The organism is Nocardioides ginsengisoli (assembly GCF_039537225.1).
Lineage (GTDB): Bacteria > Actinomycetota > Actinomycetes > Propionibacteriales > Nocardioidaceae > Nocardioides > Nocardioides ginsengisoli.
In genome coordinates this window covers 48,605-64,839 of sequence record NZ_BAABAC010000017.1, presented here as the reverse complement: position 1 = coordinate 64,839, position 16,235 = coordinate 48,605, and the positions used below count along the sequence as shown (strand labels likewise).

The 16,235-nt window shown below is 72.4% G+C and carries 15 protein-coding genes; 5 read left to right on the top strand and 10 right to left on the bottom strand.

The features are described 5' to 3' along the window. The first annotated feature begins 319 nt into the window (after window positions 1-319). From mfd to AB4880_RS09385, 3 genes are read left to right on the top strand one after another with little or no spacing between them, the layout of a single operon-like run. A complete protein-coding gene (gene mfd / locus AB4880_RS09395; protein WP_367918958.1) occupies window positions 320-3,832 on the top strand; it encodes a transcription-repair coupling factor in 3,513 nt (1,170 codons plus the stop codon). A gap of 16 nt (window positions 3,833-3,848) precedes the next feature. Beyond that, window positions 3,849-4,550, top strand: coding sequence for a hypothetical protein (locus AB4880_RS09390; RefSeq protein WP_367918957.1), 702 nt, complete (start codon window positions 3,849-3,851; stop codon window positions 4,548-4,550). Next, entirely contained in the window at window positions 4,550-5,146 is a 597-nt protein-coding gene (locus AB4880_RS09385; RefSeq protein ID WP_367918956.1) for a MazG nucleotide pyrophosphohydrolase domain-containing protein, read from the top strand. Before AB4880_RS09390 ends, AB4880_RS09385 begins: the two co-directional genes overlap by 1 nt. On the opposite strand, the gene AB4880_RS09380 is transcribed toward AB4880_RS09385, so the two are convergent. After that, window positions 5,143-6,225, bottom strand: coding sequence for a DmpA family aminopeptidase (locus tag AB4880_RS09380; RefSeq protein ID WP_367918955.1), 1,083 nt, complete (start codon window positions 6,223-6,225; stop codon window positions 5,143-5,145). The genes AB4880_RS09385 and AB4880_RS09380 overlap by 4 nt on opposite strands. Then, window positions 6,218-6,847 carry a TetR/AcrR family transcriptional regulator gene (locus tag AB4880_RS09375; RefSeq protein WP_367918954.1) on the bottom strand — a complete coding sequence of 210 codons (630 nt, stop codon included), beginning with the start codon at window positions 6,845-6,847 and terminating at the stop codon, window positions 6,218-6,220. Before AB4880_RS09375 ends, AB4880_RS09380 begins: the two co-directional genes overlap by 8 nt. A gap of 118 nt (window positions 6,848-6,965) precedes the next feature. Here AB4880_RS09375 and AB4880_RS09370 point away from each other — a divergent pair, with 118 nt between their 5' ends. Continuing rightward, entirely contained in the window at window positions 6,966-8,426 is a 1,461-nt protein-coding gene (locus tag AB4880_RS09370; protein WP_367918953.1) for an APC family permease, read from the top strand. 290 nt (window positions 8,427-8,716) lie between these two features. On the opposite strand, the gene AB4880_RS09365 is transcribed toward AB4880_RS09370, so the two are convergent. Further along, the gene (locus AB4880_RS09365) at window positions 8,717-9,874 is read right to left on the bottom strand and encodes a CaiB/BaiF CoA transferase family protein (protein WP_367918952.1); all 1,158 of its coding nucleotides are present in this window, start codon (window positions 9,872-9,874) and stop codon (window positions 8,717-8,719) included. Window positions 9,875-9,970: 96 nt separating this feature from the next. Here AB4880_RS09365 and AB4880_RS09360 point away from each other — a divergent pair, with 96 nt between their 5' ends. Beyond that, window positions 9,971-11,056: an adenosine deaminase gene (locus AB4880_RS09360; RefSeq protein ID WP_367918951.1), complete on the top strand. Its 1,086-nt coding sequence runs from the start codon at window positions 9,971-9,973 to the stop codon at window positions 11,054-11,056. On the opposite strand, the gene AB4880_RS09355 is transcribed toward AB4880_RS09360, so the two are convergent. The 7 genes from AB4880_RS09355 to deoC are packed head-to-tail and all read right to left on the bottom strand — an operon-like array spanning window position 11,053 to window position 16,231. Next, entirely contained in the window at window positions 11,053-11,571 is a 519-nt protein-coding gene (locus tag AB4880_RS09355; RefSeq protein ID WP_367918950.1) for a hypothetical protein, read from the bottom strand. The genes AB4880_RS09360 and AB4880_RS09355 overlap by 4 nt on opposite strands. Further along, on the bottom strand, window positions 11,555-12,193 hold the full coding sequence (locus AB4880_RS09350; protein WP_367918949.1) for an ATP-binding protein: 639 nt from the start codon (window positions 12,191-12,193) through the stop codon (window positions 11,555-11,557). Before AB4880_RS09350 ends, AB4880_RS09355 begins: the two co-directional genes overlap by 17 nt. A gap of 29 nt (window positions 12,194-12,222) precedes the next feature. Beyond that, entirely contained in the window at window positions 12,223-12,756 is a 534-nt protein-coding gene (locus AB4880_RS09345; RefSeq protein ID WP_367918948.1) for a putative immunity protein, read from the bottom strand. After that, the gene (locus tag AB4880_RS09340; RefSeq protein WP_367918947.1) at window positions 12,737-12,907 is read right to left on the bottom strand and encodes a hypothetical protein; all 171 of its coding nucleotides are present in this window, start codon (window positions 12,905-12,907) and stop codon (window positions 12,737-12,739) included. The genes AB4880_RS09345 and AB4880_RS09340 overlap by 20 nt, the downstream gene beginning before the upstream one ends. Window positions 12,908-12,936: 29 nt before the next feature. Further along, window positions 12,937-13,806 carry an aldehyde dehydrogenase family protein gene (locus AB4880_RS09335; RefSeq protein WP_367918946.1) on the bottom strand — a complete coding sequence of 290 codons (870 nt, stop codon included), beginning with the start codon at window positions 13,804-13,806 and terminating at the stop codon, window positions 12,937-12,939. Further along, window positions 13,806-15,242, bottom strand: a complete 1,437-nt coding sequence (locus AB4880_RS09330) for an aldehyde dehydrogenase family protein (protein WP_367918945.1) — start codon at window positions 15,240-15,242, stop codon at window positions 13,806-13,808. Before AB4880_RS09330 ends, AB4880_RS09335 begins: the two co-directional genes overlap by 1 nt. Before the next feature lie 5 nt (window positions 15,243-15,247). Continuing rightward, the gene (gene deoC / locus AB4880_RS09325; RefSeq protein WP_367918944.1) at window positions 15,248-16,231 is read right to left on the bottom strand and encodes a deoxyribose-phosphate aldolase; all 984 of its coding nucleotides are present in this window, start codon (window positions 16,229-16,231) and stop codon (window positions 15,248-15,250) included. Window positions 16,232-16,235 lie beyond the last annotated feature (4 nt).

Below are 16,235 nucleotides of genomic sequence, written 5' to 3'. Positions count from 1 at the left end.
ACGCGTCACGGACCTCGGCCTCGGCGCGCAACGACGCCAGCATCGTGCTGATGCCGGTGTCGGGAGCGGTCGCCTGAGCCATGACTCCACCTCAACATGTTGAGCCGACCTTGCCAAGGCCATTGCGGCAACGCCTCCCCGAATGCCCCGATTCCTGCCGGATCCGGCAAGCATTTCCGGTGCCACCCGCGCCACCGGCCCCGCGCCACCCCTGCGCGCCCGAACCGCTGTCGGCAGCGCGTCGTAGGCTGGTCGCCGCACCCCCGGTCGCATCTTGAACGGGGGCGATCGTGCTGTCCCTCGACCGAAGGTGTGCCCTGTGAGTCTCGCCGGCCTCGCCGACGCCGTCCTCGCCGACCCGACGCTCTCCGCCGCATTGTCCGCGGCGACGAGCGGCGACCAGCCGACCGGAGAGCTGACCGGGCCGGAGGCGCTGCGTCCGTTCCTGGTGGCCGGGCTGGCCCGTGCCGGGCGGCCGGTGCTCGTGGTCACCGCGACCACACGGGAGGCCGAGCAGCTCGTGGCCGAGCTGGGCGACCTGGTCGACCCGACCGGGGTCGCCTACTACCCGAGCTGGGAGACGCTGCCGCACGAGCGGCTCAGCCCGCGCAGCGACACGGTCGGACGGCGGCTCGCGGTCCTGCGGCGGCTGTGCCACCCGGGCGACGACGCGACGACCGGGCCGGTCCAGGTCGTGGTGGCGCCGGTGCGGAGCATGCTGCAGCCGCAGGTCAAGGGCCTCGGCGACCTGACGCCCGTCGAGCTGACGGTCGGGGCGAGCGCCGAGATCGACGACGTCGTCGCCGGGCTGGTGGGTGCGGCCTACTCGCGCGTCGACCTGGTCGAGAAGCGCGGCGAGTTCGCGGTCCGCGGTGGCATCGTCGACGTGTTCCCGCCGACCGAGGAGCATCCGCTGCGGGTGGAGTTCTTCGGCGACGAGGTCGACGAGATCCGCTTCTTCGCGGTCGCCGACCAGCGCACCATCGAGAAGATCGACCGGCTGTGGGCGCCGCCCTGCCGTGAGCTGCTGCTGACCGACGCCGTCAAGGCCCGCGCCGCCGAGCTCGGTACGACGCACCCGCAGCTCCTCGAGATCACCGACAAGCTCGCGCAGGGCATCGCCGTCGAGGGCATGGAGGCGCTCATCCCGGCGCTCGTCGACGAGCTCGAGCTGCTCGTCGACCTGATGCCCGCCGACACCCAGGTCCTCGTCCTCGACCCCGAGCGCGCACGGGCCCGCGCGCACGACCTGGTCGCCACCAGCGAGGAGTTCCTCGCCGCCTCGTGGGCGACGGCGGCCAGCGGCGGCCAAGCGCCGATCGACCTGCAGGCGGCGTCCTACCACGTGCTCGGCGACGTCCGCTCCCACGCGCGCGAGCTCGGCCAGAGCTGGTGGACGTTCAGCCCGTTCGGCCTCGACGAGGAGACGCCGAGCGCCGCGCAGCCCGCACCGGCCTATCGCGGCGACGTGGCGAAGGCCTTCGCCGACATCGCGCAGTGGCGCGCCGACGGCCACCGGGTCGTCGTCGTCCACGTCGGCCACGGCCCGGCCCAGCGCATGGTCGAGTCGCTCGGCGACAACGACGTACCGGCCCGGCTCGTCGACGACCTGCCGCCCGGCTCCGAGCTCGACCCCGCCGTCGTCACCGTCACCTGCGGCGCGCTCGCCCACGGCCTCGTCGACGCGGCCGCCCAGCTGGTGCTGCTCACCGGCGAGGACATCGTCGGCGCCAAGGCCTCGACGCGCGACAAGGGCGCGATGCCGGTGCGCCGCAAGCGGCAGATCGACCCGCTCGAGCTCAAGGCCGGCGACTACGTCGTCCACGAGCAGCACGGCGTGGGCCGCTTCGTCGAGATGAAGCAGCGCGAGGTCCAGGGTGCGATCCGCGAGTACCTCGTCCTCGAGTACGGCCCGTCCAAGCGCGGCGGCCCGCCCGACCGGCTCTACGTGCCGGCCGACACCCTCGACCAGGTCACCCGCTATGTCGGCGGCGAGCAGCCGAGCCTCGACCGGCTCGGCGGCGGCGACTGGACCAAGCGCAAGAACAAGGCGCGCAAGGCGGTCCGCGAGATCGCCGCCGAGCTGATCAAGCTGTACGCCGCGCGCCAGGCCACTCAGGGCCACGCCTTCGGTCCCGACACCCCGTGGCAGCGCGAGCTCGAGGACGCCTTCCCGTTCCACGAGACCCCCGACCAGCTGACCACGGTCGACGAGGTCAAGGCCGACATGCAGCGCACCGTCCCGATGGACCGGCTGATCTGCGGCGACGTCGGCTACGGCAAGACCGAGATCGCCGTCCGGGCGGCGTTCAAGGCGGTCCAGGACGGCAAGCAGGTCGCCGTCCTGGTGCCGACGACGCTGCTCGTCAACCAGCACCTCTCCACGTTCAGCGAGCGGATGAGCGGCTTCCCGGTCGTGCTCAAGCCGCTGAGCCGGTTCCAGACCGACAAGGAGGCCGCCGAGACGCTCGCCGGCCTCGCCGAGGGCAGTGTCGACGTCGTCGTCGGCACCCACCGGCTGTTCAACGCCGACACCAAGTTCAAGGACCTCGGCCTGATCATCGTCGACGAGGAGCAGCGCTTCGGCGTCGAGCACAAGGAGGCGATGAAGCGGCTGCGCACCTCCGTCGACGTCCTCTCCATGTCCGCCACCCCGATCCCGCGCACGCTCGAGATGGCGATCACCGGCATCCGCGAGATGTCGACGATCACCACGCCGCCCGAGGAGCGGCACCCGGTGCTGACCTACGTCGGCGGCTACGAGGACCGGCAGGTCATCGCCGCGATCCGCCGCGAGCTGCTCCGCGACGGCCAGGTGTTCTACATCCACAACCGGGTCAGCTCGATCGAGAAGGCCGCGGCCAAGCTGCGCGAGCTCGTGCCCGAGGCCCGGGTCGCGACGGCCCACGGCCAGATGGGGGAGCACCAGCTCGAGCAGGTGATGGTCGACTTCTGGGAGAAGCGCTTCGACGTCCTCGTCTGCACCACGATCGTCGAGTCCGGCATCGACGTCTCCAACGCCAACACGATGATCATCGAGCGCTCCGACACGCTCGGCCTCTCCCAGCTGCACCAGCTGCGCGGCCGGGTCGGCCGCTCCCGCGAGCGGGCCTACGCCTACTTCCTCTACCCGACCGAGAAGCCGCTCACCGAGACCGCCCACGAGCGGCTCGCGACCCTGGCCCAGCACTCCGACCTCGGCGGCGGCATGGCGATCGCCATGAAGGACCTCGAGATCCGCGGTGCCGGCAACCTGCTCGGCGGCGAGCAGTCCGGTCACATCGCCGACGTCGGCTTCGACCTCTACGTCCGCCTGGTCGGCGAGGCGGTCCGCGACTTCCGCAGCGACGGGGGAGCGCCCGAGCAGCTCGACGAGGTCCGCATCGAGCTGCCCGTCGAGGCCCACCTGCCGCACGACTACATCCCCAGCGAGCGCCTGCGCCTGGAGATGTACAAGCGCCTCGCCGAGGTCCGCACCGACGCCGACGTCGACGAGATCCAGGCCGAGCTCGACGACCGGTACGGCGAGCCGCCGGCCCAGGTCACCGCTCTCCTCCTGGTCGCGCGCTTCCGCGCCCGGGTCCGCCAGGCCGGCATCCGCGAGATCACCACGGTCGGCAAGAACGTCCGCTTCCACCCGGTGACGCTGCCGGAGTCGCGGACGATCCGGCTCAACCGGCTCTACCCCAAGTCGATCGTCAAGCAGCAGCTCGAGTCGATCCTGGTGCCGCGGCCCGGCACACCGGGCAAGACGGGAACCCCCATCGAGGGCATCGCCCTGCTTGAATGGGCGCGACTCGTGATCGACTCGGTCATCGACCCCGCTGAATGAACAAGGAGTAGGTTCCGTGCGCCGTCGTACCTCGCTCGTCACCGCCGTCGCCGCGACGGCACTGCTGGCTGCGGGCTGCGGCCTCACCGACAACGCGGTGCAGCCCGGTCTCGCGGCGAAGGTCGACGGCGAGTCGCTGTCGCTGCGCAAGGTCGACCGGGCGGTGCAGGACTACTGCGCGCTGCGCGCCGCCAACCCGCAGGCCACGGCGGCGCCGACCGCGCTGGTGCGCGCCCAGTTCGTCACCGGCTGGACCCAGGCCGTCGCGGTCGACCACCTCGCGCCCGAGCACGGCGTGGCGCTGCCGCCCGAGCCGATCGACAAGGCGTCGGTCAAGGCGGCGTGGGGCGAGCTCGGCACGATCGACGACGACAACTACGACTCCTTCGAGTGGCTGACCTGGATCCAGCAGCGGCTCACCTCGCCGGTCGAGCAGCTGGGCGCGCCGGCCACCGGCGACCAGGCGGTCCAGAACGGCATCGACCTGATCACCGGCTGGCTCGACGACCACCACGTCGAGCTCAACCCGGTGTTCGGCGACTTCGACGCCAAGACTGCCGTGTTCGGCGCCGACCCGCTGTCGATCCCGGTCAGCGCCGAGGCGAAGGCCGCGCAGGAGACCACCCGGCTCACCCCCGACCAGATCGCGAAGCTGCCCGCCGACCAGCGCTGCGGCCCGGCCGTGGTGCAGGCGCCGCAGGGCGTTCCGCAGGGCTGATGACCGACGCGGTCGCCGAGTTCGTCGCCGTGATGCGGCGACTGCGCGCGGAGTGCCCCTGGAAGCAGGAGCAGACCCACCGCTCGCTGGTGCGCTACCTGCTCGAGGAGACCTACGAGACGGTCGACGCGATCGACGCCGGCGAGGCCTCGGGTGACTGGTCGCATCTCGCCGAGGAGCTCGGCGACGTGCTGCTGCAGGTGGTCTTCCACGCCGTCATCGCCGAGGAGCGCGGCGACTTCAGTCTCGACGACGTCGCCCGCGGCATCACCGCCAAGATGCGGCGCCGCAACCCGCACGTCTTCTCCGACGAGTCCGACGACGCGCTGACGGCCGAGGAGGTCGACGCCCGCTGGCAGCGGATCAAGGCCGCCGAGAAGGGCACGGCGCCGTCGACCGCCGACCTGCCGTCGGCCCTGCCCGCCCTGCTGTACGCCGACAAGGCGCTCGGCCGCCGCGAGCGGACCGGCGACCCGGTGGTGGTCGACCCCGCCGCCGACGGCCTCGGCGAGCGGCTGCTGGCGCTGGTCGCCGAGGCACGCGCTGCCGGGGTCGACCCGGAGCAGGCGCTGCGCGACGTCGTACGGGGTCTCTAGGACCGCAGCGCCGCGTGGGGGAACGCCGGGGTGCGGTGGCCGTTGCGGCCGACCATCTCGGCGTTGACCACGAGCGCGTTGAGAACCGACTCCTCGACCGCCTCGACGACCGCCGTGTAGAACGGGTCGATGGCGCCCCAGGGGACCATCCGGTGCGCGGCGAGCTCGGTCGGCGTGGGGGACATGGTGGAGCGCAGGCCGGGGGCGTCGGCGGTGGAGAAGGCGAGGAAGATGTCGCCGGAGAAGTGGCCGCCGGCGGTGCCGGTGCGGGCCAGGCCGAGCGGGACCCGCCGGGCCAGCGCCTTGCACTGGTGGGGGAGCAGCGGCGCGTCGGTGGCGACCACGACGATCACGGAGCCGGCGCCGGCGGGCACCAGGTCGCGCTCGAACCAGGGCGTGGTCTCCATCGGGTTGTCGTCGCGCAGCTCGCGGCCCAGCGGCCGCCCGGCGACGACGAGCTCGTCGCGCGAGCCGAAGTTGGCCTGGACCAGGACGCCGACGGTGTAGGACTCGCCACCGAAAGGCACCCGGCGCGAGGAGGTGCCGTTGCCGCCCTTGAAGGCGTAGCAGTTCATGCCGGTGCCGCCGCCGACCGAGCCCTCGGGCACCGGGCCGCCGGTCGCCGCGTCGAGGGCGGCGCGGGCGTGGTGGGGCCGGACGTGGCCGCCGTTGATGTCGTTGAGGTAGCCGTCCCAGGTCTCGCCGCAGACCGGCAGCAGCCAGGCGGCCGCGAGCTCGGGCCGCACCTCGTTGACCCACTCGACGACGCCGGTGTGGCAGGCGCCGACCGCGTGGGTGTTGGAGAGCGTGATCGGCAGGGAGAGCGCGCCGGACTCCTCGATCCAGGTGGTGCCGGTGAGCTCGCCGTTGCCGTTGAGGGAGTACCAGCCGGCCGCGCACGGCTCACCGAGGCCGTCGCGCCCGCGCGGCAGGATCGCGGTCACGCCGGTGCGGACCGCGTCGCCCTCGATCAGCGTCTCGACGCCGACCGTGACGCCCGGGACGTCGGTGATCGCGTTGTGGGGGCCGGGCTCGCCGGGCAGGTCGACGAGGTCGCGGGCGCGGGGGGACTCAGACATGGGGGACCTCTCGATCGGGGACGATGTCGGGACAGCGGGTGGCGAGACGGGCATAGCCGCAGATCAGCTCGACGACGCGGGCGTAGTCGAGGGACCGGACGCCGACGACGATGTGCTCGCCGTAGGCGTCCTCGAGGGCGACCAGGTTCTGCGCCAGGTCGAACGGGGCGTCGGCGAGCTCGAAGTGACCCTGTGCGACGCCGACCTCGAGGATGCCGACGTAGATCGCGACCTGGGTGTCGTAGAGCGCGGTGAACAGCTCGGAGTTGGACTCGCGGAACCGGAGCTGGCCGTCGAGCTGGTAGAGCGCGGCGACCAGGTCGTCGTCGGGGGAGGCGGGCAGGCCGCCGCGGATCGCGGTGACCAGCTTGTCGCGGGCGTCGGGATATTGCGTCAGCAGGGTCAGCCGGTCGTCGTAGAAGCGCTTGCGGGCGCGGGCGTGGACCTCGTTGAGGAGCCCCTGGACGTCGTCGAAGTAGTAGTGGACGGTGCCCGTGGAGACGCCGGCGCGCGCGGCGACGTCGCGGATGCGCAGCGCGCCCGCCTCGGACTCGCGCAGCGCGTGCAGGGCCGCGGCCACGATCTCGTCGCGCCGCCGCTCCTGGTCCTTGAACCGTGCCACCCGTCCTCCAGTCGTTCGACTTTCCTGACGCTTCATCAGGGTTTTGCCATCGTACAAACGTCCCTTGACAGGCGTATCGAAGCAGTTCTTTGATTGTGCGTCAAAGAAAGGTGGGCACATGGCAGAGCTCAACCCGCAGGGCACGCCCCTGGAGAACCTGGTCGACGAGCCGGCCCCGGCCGGCGCGACCGGCCGCTACCAGCAGGAGCTCGCGCGCTCGCTGACGATGCGCGAGAACATCCTGATCACGCTCTCGTCGGTGACGCCCGCGTCGAGCGTGTTCATCATCGTCCCGGCGATCCTGCTCGGGGTCGGCGGCGCGTCGGTGCTCACCCTGGTGCTCGCGGCCATCGCCGCGGTCTTCGTCGGGGTCTGCTACGCCGAGCTCTCGGCGACGTACCCGGTGACGGGCGGCGAGTACACCTGGGCCGCGCGGCTGCTGGGCCGCCCGCTCGGCTTCGCCACCTTCCTGCTCACCCTGGTGAGCGGCATCCTCATCATCTCGGTGATCGCGCTCGGCACCGGCGACTACCTCGGCGCCGCGTGGTCGGGCCTGAGCGGCAGCTGGGTCGGCGTCGGGGTGATCGTGGTGACGACCGTGGTCTCGATCCTCGACATCCGCACCAACGCCTGGGTCACCGGCATCTTCCTGGCCACCGAGCTGCTGGCTCTGGTGGTGCTGACGCTGCTGGGGTTCCTCCACCCCCAGCGCGGCCTCGACAGCTTCTTCTCCGCGCAGGTCGCCGGCCCCGACGGGCTGCACGGGGTCGGTGTCGCGGCCGTCGTGGCGCTGCTGCCCGTCGCGCTCTTCGCGTTCAACGGCTACGGCGCCGCGGTCTACTACGTCGAGGAGACCAAGGACGCCAACCGCACCATCGGCCGGGTCATCCTGATGTCGCTCGTGGTGACCGCCGTCGTCGAGATCGTCCCCCTCGCCGCCGTCGTGATCGGCGCGCCCAGCATGTCGGCGCTCCTCGGCAGCGACGCCCCTATGAACTACTTCCTCGTCGCGCGCGGCGGCCAGGCGCTCAACGTCGTGATCAGCGTCGGCATCGCGCTCGCCATCGTCAACGCGGTGATCGCGATCATCATCCAGATCGCCCGCCTGGTCTACGCGTCGGCGCGCGACCGCTCCTGGCCGGGGCCGGTCGACGACGTCCTCGGCAAGGTGCACCCGCGCTACCGGTCGCCGGCCAACGCGACCCTGCTGGTGGGCGGGCTGTCGGTCCTCGCCGCGGTGTTCATCCCGCTGTCGTGGCTGATCACCGCGACCGGCGCCTCGGTCGCCGTCGTCTACCTCGTCGTCGGCGCGTGCGCGCTGCGGCTGCGCCGTCCCGGTGTCGCGTCCTCACGCGGCTACCGGATGCCCCTGTGGCCGCTGCCGCCGCTGCTGCTCATCGCCGGCATGCTCTACGTCTGCGTGCAGGTCGCCAAGGACACGCCTTCCCAGCTCGCGATCAGCCTCGGCACCATGGCCCTCGGTCTCGTCTACTACCTCGGCTACATCCACCCGCGCCGCGGCGAGCGGTGGACCCTGCCCGACCCGGTCGAGGAGGAGATCGAGGGCTCTCGGCACTGACCGGGCGTCGATTGGCCGGAAACTGCATGGTTTCGCCCGGTTTTCGTGCGGTTCTTACCCAATCGAAACTCGTTCCACCCGGCCCACCGGCCTGGAGGCGGCCGCATAGCGGCGGCGCGGACGAAGTCCGTGCCGACAACCGCGCCGAACAGCCGACCGACCGGGACCCGCAGTCAAGGACGCCGCAGGCGCCGCGCAGCGGGCCGAGCGCAGCGAGGATCCTTGATGGCGGGTGTCGGTCGGCTAAGCGCGGCCGCCACCGCAACCCCACCGATGCTGCCGGGACCGGCTCAGCTGTCGAGCCACTCCCGGATCGTGTCGTTGTGCTGACCCAGCGTCGGCGGCGCGATGTGCTGCTCGCGCCCGCCGGCGTAGGCGTTGTCGTCGAAGCGCAGCGCCGGGCCGGGCAGCTGCACCGCGCCGAGCGTCGGGTGGTCGACGTCGATGAGCAGGCCCTGCGAGAGGGTCTGCTCCCACGCGTAGACGTCGTCGAGCGAGCGCACCTTGCCCGCCGGGACGCCGGCCGCGTCGAGCTTGGCGAGCGCGTCCTCGGCGCTGGTGTCGGCGAGCAGGCCCTCGACCAGCTCGATCACCTGCGGGCGGTTGGTGACCCGGTCGGCGTTGGTGGCCAGGCCCTCGGCGGCCGGGTCGAGGTCGAAGGCGGCGCAGAACGCCTGCCACAGCTTCTCCGAGCCGCAGGCGATCTGCACGGGCGCGGTGGCCGTCGCGAACATGCCGTACGGCGCGATCGACGGGTGGTGGCCGCCGGCGAGGCCGGGGACCTCCTTGGCCACGGTCCACTTGGTGCCCTGGAAGGCGTGGACGCCGACCATCCCGGCCAGCAGCGAGGTGTGGACGACGCGGCCCCTGCCGGTGCGCTCGCGCTCGTAGAGGGCCGAGACCACGCCGTACGCGCCGTTCATGCCGGCGAGCAGGTCGGCGATCGGGACGCCGACCTTGGTCGGCTCGGTGAGGCCGGTCAGCGACATCAGGCCGCCCTCGCCCTGCGCGATCTGGTCGAAGCCGGAGCGCTGCGCCTCGGGGCCGTCGTGGCCGAAGCCGGTGATCTGCAGGACGATCAGCCGCGGGTTGAGCTGGTGCAGCCGCTCGATCGGGAAGCCGAGGCGGTCGAGGACGCCGACCCGGAAGTTCTCCATCAGCACGTCCGCGCGCTCGACCAGGCGGGCCAGCACGTCCTGGTCGGCCGGGTTCTTGAGGTCGAGGGTGATCGACTCCTTGTTGCGGTTGGCCGAGAGGAAGTACGTCGACTCGCGGTCGCCCTCCTCCGGCTGCACGAACGGCGGCCCCCAGCCGCGGGTGTCGTCGCCGGTGGGGCTCTCGACCTTGATCACCCGGGCGCCGAGGTCGCCGAGCATCATCGCGGCGTGCGGGCCGGCGAGGGCGCGGGTCAGGTCGAGGACGAGGACATCGGCGAGCGGGGCAGACATGCACCCGACGCTATCGACAAGCCCCGGGCCCGGCCATGGCAGCATCTGCCAACCGTCCTGCTGCCGGATGTCGGCGGGGGTTGGCACAATGCCGTCATGGAACCCCAGAGCAGCCTCCCCGACGACCTCCTGCGGGCGGCGCCCAAGGTCCTCCTGCACGACCACCTCGACGGCGGGCTGCGTCCTGCGACGATCGTGGAGCTGGCCGCGGAGATCGGGCACCCCCTCCCCGAGACCGACGCCGACGCGCTCGCGACCTGGTTCGCCGAGGCCGCCGACTCGGGCTCGCTCGAGCGCTACCTCGAGACCTTCGCCCACACCGTCGGCGTCATGCAGACCGCGTCGGCGGTGACCCGCGTCGCCCGCGAGTGCGTCGAGGACCTCGCCGCCGACGGCGTCGTCTACGCCGAGATCCGCTATGCGCCCGAGCTGCACGTCGAGTCCGGCCTCGAGCTCGAGGACGTCGTCGCCGCCGTCCAGCAGGGCTTCGAGGAGGGCATGGCCGCGGCCGGCGGGCGGATCGTCGTCCGGCACCTGCTGACCGCGATGCGCCAGGCCGCCAACGCCCGCGAGATCGCCGACCTCGCGATCGCCTGGCGTGACCGCGGCGTCGTCGGCTTCGACATCGCCGGGCCCGAGGCCGGCTACCCGCCCACCCGCTTCCTCGACGCCTTCGAGTACCTCCAGCGCGAGAACTTCCACTTCACGATCCACGCCGGCGAGGGCTTCGGGCTGCCGTCGATCTGGGAGGCGGTGCAGTGGTGCGGCGCCGACCGGCTCGGCCACGGGGTCCGGATCGTCGACGACATCAAGGTCGACGAGGCCGGCGTCGCCCAGCTCGGGCGGCTCGCGTCCTACGTGCGCGACAAGCGCATCCCGCTGGAGATGTGCCCGTCGTCCAACATCCAGACCGGCGCCGCGCCGTCGATCAGCGAGCACCCGATCAAGCTGCTCGCGTCCCTGCGCTTCCGGGTCACCGTCAACACCGACAACCGGCTGATGAGCCGCACGTCGCTGAGCAAGGAGTTCGCGCTGCTCAGTGAGGCGTTCGGCTACGGCTGGGCCGAGATGGAGTGGCTGACGGTCAACGCCATGAAGTCCGCCTTCATCCCCTACGACGAGCGGTTCCGGCTGATCACCCAGACCATCAAGCCCTGGTACGCCGAGCGGATGTCCGGCTAGATCACGAACCAGACGTAGTTCCAGCGCGCCACCCCGACCCGGTGGCCCGTCCAGTTCTCGCGCGGCACGCGGATCAGCCGGCCGTTCGCGGGATCGAAGACCTCGATGCCGTCGCCGACCTCGCGCACCGCGAGCACCACGTGGCGGGGGAGGAGCCGGCTGCCGACGTACACGGCGACGGGGCGGGTGCGGACCTGCTCGCGCAGCACCTCGTAGCCGATCTCGGCACGGGGGCGGGTGAAGACGGTCGCGAGGTGGCGGTGGGTGAGCGCGCGGAGCGCGTTGGCGACCGCCCACGGCGGGGTGCCGAGCGCGCGCGGCCACGGCATCTGGAAGCGGTCGCGCGGGCTGGTCGGGGAGGTGAGCAGCCGATGCTCCTCGGTGATGTCCTGCTCGGGGTCGTCCGGGCGCCACGGCGTCAGGATCGCCCGTGCGGCGAGGACGCTCGCGGCGCCACAGCTGCGGTCGTCGGGCTGGCGCAGGGTCGCCGGGCTCAGGTCAGCGGGCCACTGCATGGTCGCCCTCCGCGGCGCCGTCGGACAGCTCGGCGAACGCCCGGTCGCCGGTCGTCACCCGGCAGCCGACCGCGGCCGCGCGGCGCACGATCTGACGCTGGACGCGGGCGAGGGCGAGGCCGCGCCGTACCAGGACGAGCGGGGGCTTGCGGTGCTCGCGCAGGTCGCGGGTGAGCCGGCGCCCGAAGGTGACGACGGGATGCTGCGTGATGCAGTACGCCGCCGCGAGGATCCCCGCCTGCCGGCACTCCTCGACGATCTCGGCCGCGAAGATCCCCTCCGCGCAGAACCGGGTCGCGCCGTCCAGCTCGACGCGGCGGCTGCCGGTGCGCCGGCTCTCGGCGATGGAGTAGTCGGGCACGTCGGCGGCGCCCGTCGTGCACAGGGACCGGAGGGCGGCGAAGGCGTCCTCGTGGCTCCACGTGCCCGGGTGGTCCCAGTCGACCAGGCCCGCGTTGGCCCCGTCGGCGATGAGCGGGAGGCCGGGGGCGTCGCCGTCGCGGTAGAAGTCGTCGAGCCGCAGCGTCGGCCACCCGAACGCCTTCGCCAGGCGCCCGGCGAGGCGGGACTTGCCCGACCCCGAGGGGCCGGCGAGCACGATCACGCGGGCACGGGCGGTCATGGGGGTCGAGTCTAGGAGGCTCGACGCGGTCAGCCGCGCAGTGCCGCGTCGAGCGCCGACATCAGCGCGGCCTGGCGGCTGCGGCCGATCGGCGCCGGCGGATAGCGGAGCAGTACGGCGACCAGCGCCGGCGTCGCCCGCGCCCGGGCCGCCTCGACCGCGGCGGCGGCCGCGGCCGGATCGTGGTCCGCGGCCAGCTCGGCGATGCGCGCGGCACTGGCGGCAGCGCGCAGGATGTGGCCGACCTGGTGGGCCTTGGCGATCGGGTGCAGGTACGCCGCCGCCGCGGCGTCGCCGGCTGCCTGCGCGGCCAGCCGGGCGGACTCGCTGGGTGCGGTCGCGGCGGCGCGGTGGGCGTCGAGCGCGGTCACCCGCTGGAGCATGGTGCGCGGCGCGCCGTCGACGAAGGTCCGGGCCGCGTCGAGCGCGCGTCGCGGGCGCGGGTCGTCGGGGCAGGCGGCCTCGAAGACGGGCAGTAGCGCTGCCGCGGCGTCGGCGGCGTAGCGCGCGACCACGCGCAGCTCGTCGGGCGTCAGCTCGAAGTCACCAGCGGTCGTGGTCATCGCCGTCCCCGCCGCGCACGCCTCGGTTGGCCAGGATCACCGCGACCGGCGGGATCACCGCCGCGACGACGCTCATCGCGACGGCCAGGGGAGTCGAGAACAGCCGCACCACGTTCCACGCCAGGATGATGAGGACCGCGCAGGTCCCCATCAGCCACAAGTAGAGGCGGCGGCGCCGGCTCAGATCCCGATCGGGTGCCACACCGTCTTCGCCTCGACGAACGCGGTCATCGCCGACAGGGCCGGCTCGGCCGTCCAGTCGGGCTCCTCGTCGGGTGCGCGGCGTACGCGCTTGAGGTTGTCGGCCGCGGCCACCTCGAGCGCGGTGGCGAGCTCGGCGTCGCCGGTGACGCCGCCGAGGTCGATCGCGTTGACGTCCATGTGGGCCGCCAGCCACGGCCCGAGGGTCGCGGCGTCGCCGGTGAGGATGTTGACCACGCCGCCGGGGACGTCGGACGTCGCGAGCACCTCGGAGAAGGTGACCGCCGGCAGCGGCCGCTCGTAGGACGACACGACCACCGCGACATTGCCGGTGACGATGACCGGCGCGACGACCGACACCAGCCCGAGCAGGGACGACGACTGCGGCGCGAGCACGCCGACCACGCCGGTGGGCTCGGGCGCGGTGTGGTTGAAGAAGGGGCCCGCGACAGGGTTGGCGTTGCCGATCACCTGGGCGAGCTTGTCGGCCCAGCCGGCGTACCAGACCAGGCGGTCGACGGCGGCGTCGACCTGGCCGCGCGCGGCGGCCGCGGAGCCGCCCTCGGACTGGCGGACGGCGTCCTCGAACTGCGGGCGGCGGTCCTCCATCACCTCCGCGATCCGGTAGACGATCTGGCCGCGGTTGTAGGCGGTGCGGCCCGACCACGACCCGAAGGCCTTGCGGGCGGCGACGACGGCGTCCCGCACGTCCTTGCGGGAGGCGAGGGCGGCGTTGGCCACGAACTTCCCCTTGCTGTCGGTGACCTCGTAGGAGTGGCCCGACTCCGAGCGGGGGAAGGCCCCGCCGATGTAGAGCTTGTAGGTCTTCCGTACGTCGATGCGCGCCATCAGGCGTCGGCCCCCTTCAGGTAGGCGGCAAGGCCCTGGCGGCCGCCCTCGCGCCCGTAGCCGGACTCCTTGTAGCCGCCGAACGGGCTGGCCGGGTCGAACTTGTTGAACGTGTTGGCCCAGACCACGCCGGCGCGCAGCTGCGAGGCCATGTGCAGGATGCGGGAGCCCTTCTCGGTCCACACGCCCGCCGACAGTCCGTACGGCGTGTTGTTGGCCTTCTCGATCGCCTCGGCCGGCGTGCGGAAGGTCAGCACCGACAGGACCGGGCCGAACACCTCCTCGCGCGCGATCCGGTGGGCCTGGGTGACGCCGGTGAAGATGGTCGGCGGGAACCAGAAGCCGGACGACGGCAGCTCGCACGCGGGCGACCAGCGCTCGGCGCCCTCGGCCTCGCCGATGTCGGACAGCTCGCGGATCCGCTCCAGCTGCTCGCGGGAGTTGATCGCGCCGATGTCGGTGTTCTTGTCGAGCGGGTCGCCGACGCGCAACGTGCCCATCCGGCGCTTGAGCCGGGCCAGCACGTCGTCGGCGACCGACTCCTGCACCAGCAGGCGGGATCCGGCGCAGCAGACGTGGCCCTGGTTGAAGAAGATGCCGCCGACGATGCCCTCGATGGCCTGGTCGATGGGAGCGTCGTCGAACACGATGTTGGCGGCCTTGCCGCCGAGCTCGAGGGTGACCTTCTTGTCGGTGCCGGCGACCGCGCGGGCGATCGCCTTGCCGACCTCGGTGGAGCCCGTGAACGCGACCTTGTCGACGTCGGGGTGGGACACGAGCGCCTGGCCCGTGGCGCCGGCGCCGGTCACGATGTTGACGACACCGGGCGGGAGGTCGGCCTGCTGGCAGATCTCCGCGAACAGCAGCGCCGTCAGCGGCGTGGTCTCGGCGGGCTTGAGGACGACGGTGTTGCCGCAGGCCAGCGCCGGGGCGATCTTCCACGCCAGCATGAGCAGCGGGAAGTTCCACGGGATGACCTGGCCCGCGACGCCGAGGGGCTGCGGGTCGGGGCCGAGGCCCGCGTGGTCGAGCTTGTCGGCCCAGCCGGCGTAGTAGAAGAAGTGGGCGGCGACGATCGGGACGTCGACGTCGCGGCTCTCCTTGATCGGCTTGCCGTTGTCGATCGACTCGAGGACGGCGAGCTCGCGGCCACGCTCCTGGATGATCCGCGCGATCCGGAAGAGGTACTTCGCGCGCTCCTTGCCCGACATCCGCGACCAGCCGCGGAAGGCGCGGCGGGCGGCCTTGACGGCGAGGTCGACGTCGGCCTCGGAGGCCTCGGCGATCTCGGCGAGGGTCTCCTCGGTGGCGGGGTTGACGGTCTTGAACGACGATCCGCGGCCGTCGACGAACTCGCCGTCGATGAACAGGCCGTAGGACGCCTTGATGTCGACGATGCTCCGCGACTCGGGAGCCGGTGCGTACTCGAAAGCCATGAGCCTCAGTCCAGGGTGAAGTAGTCGGGACCGCTGTAGCGGCCGGTGGTCATCTTCGTGCGCTGCATGAGCAGGTCGTTGAGCAGCGTCGAGGCGCCGAACCGGAACCAGTCGGGGTCGAGCCAGTCGTCGCCGGCAATCTCGTTGACCATGACGAGGTACTTGATCGCGTCCTTGGCGGTGCGGATGCCGCCCGCCGGCTTGACGCCGATCTGGACGCCGGTGGCCTCGCGGAAGTCGCGGACCGCCTCGAGCATCACCAGCGTGACCGGCAGGGTCGCCGCCGGCTGCACCTTGCCCGTGGACGTCTTGATGAAGTCGGCGCCGGCGAGCATCGCCAGCCAGGAGGCGCGACGTACGTTGTCGAGGGTCTGGAGCTCGCCGGTCTCGAAGATCACCTTGAGATGCGCGTGCGTGCCGTCGGGGCGCGCGCAGGCCTCGCGGGTCTCGACGATCTCGTCGAACACCTGCAGGTAGTGGCCGGCGAGGAAGGCGCCGCGGTCGATGACCATGTCGATCTCGTCGGCGCCGCCCGCGACCGCGTCGCGCGTGTCGGCGAGCTTGACGTCCATCGAGGCGCGACCGCTCGGGAAGGCGGTGGCGACTGCGGCCACATTGACCTGGTCGCCGACGATCGCCTTCACGTCGCCCACCAGGTCGCCGTAGACGCAGACCGCCGCCACGGACGGGCAGGTCGGGTCGGCCGGGTCGGGGCGCAGTGCCTTGGCGGCGAGCGCGCGGACCTTGCCGGGCGTGTCCTGGCCCTCGAGCGTGGTGAGGTCGACCATCCGGATCGCGAGGTCGAGCGCCCATGCCTTGGCGGACGTCTTGATCGAGCGGGTGCCGAGCCCGGCGGCCCGCGCCTCGGCTCCCACCTGGTCGACGCCGGGCAGGCCGTGCAGGAATCGGCGCAGCGTCGCGTCGCTGGTGGTGACGTCGGCGTACGCCGCGAGTCCCGGAGCGGGACCGGTGGAGGCGGTGGTCGGCATTCCC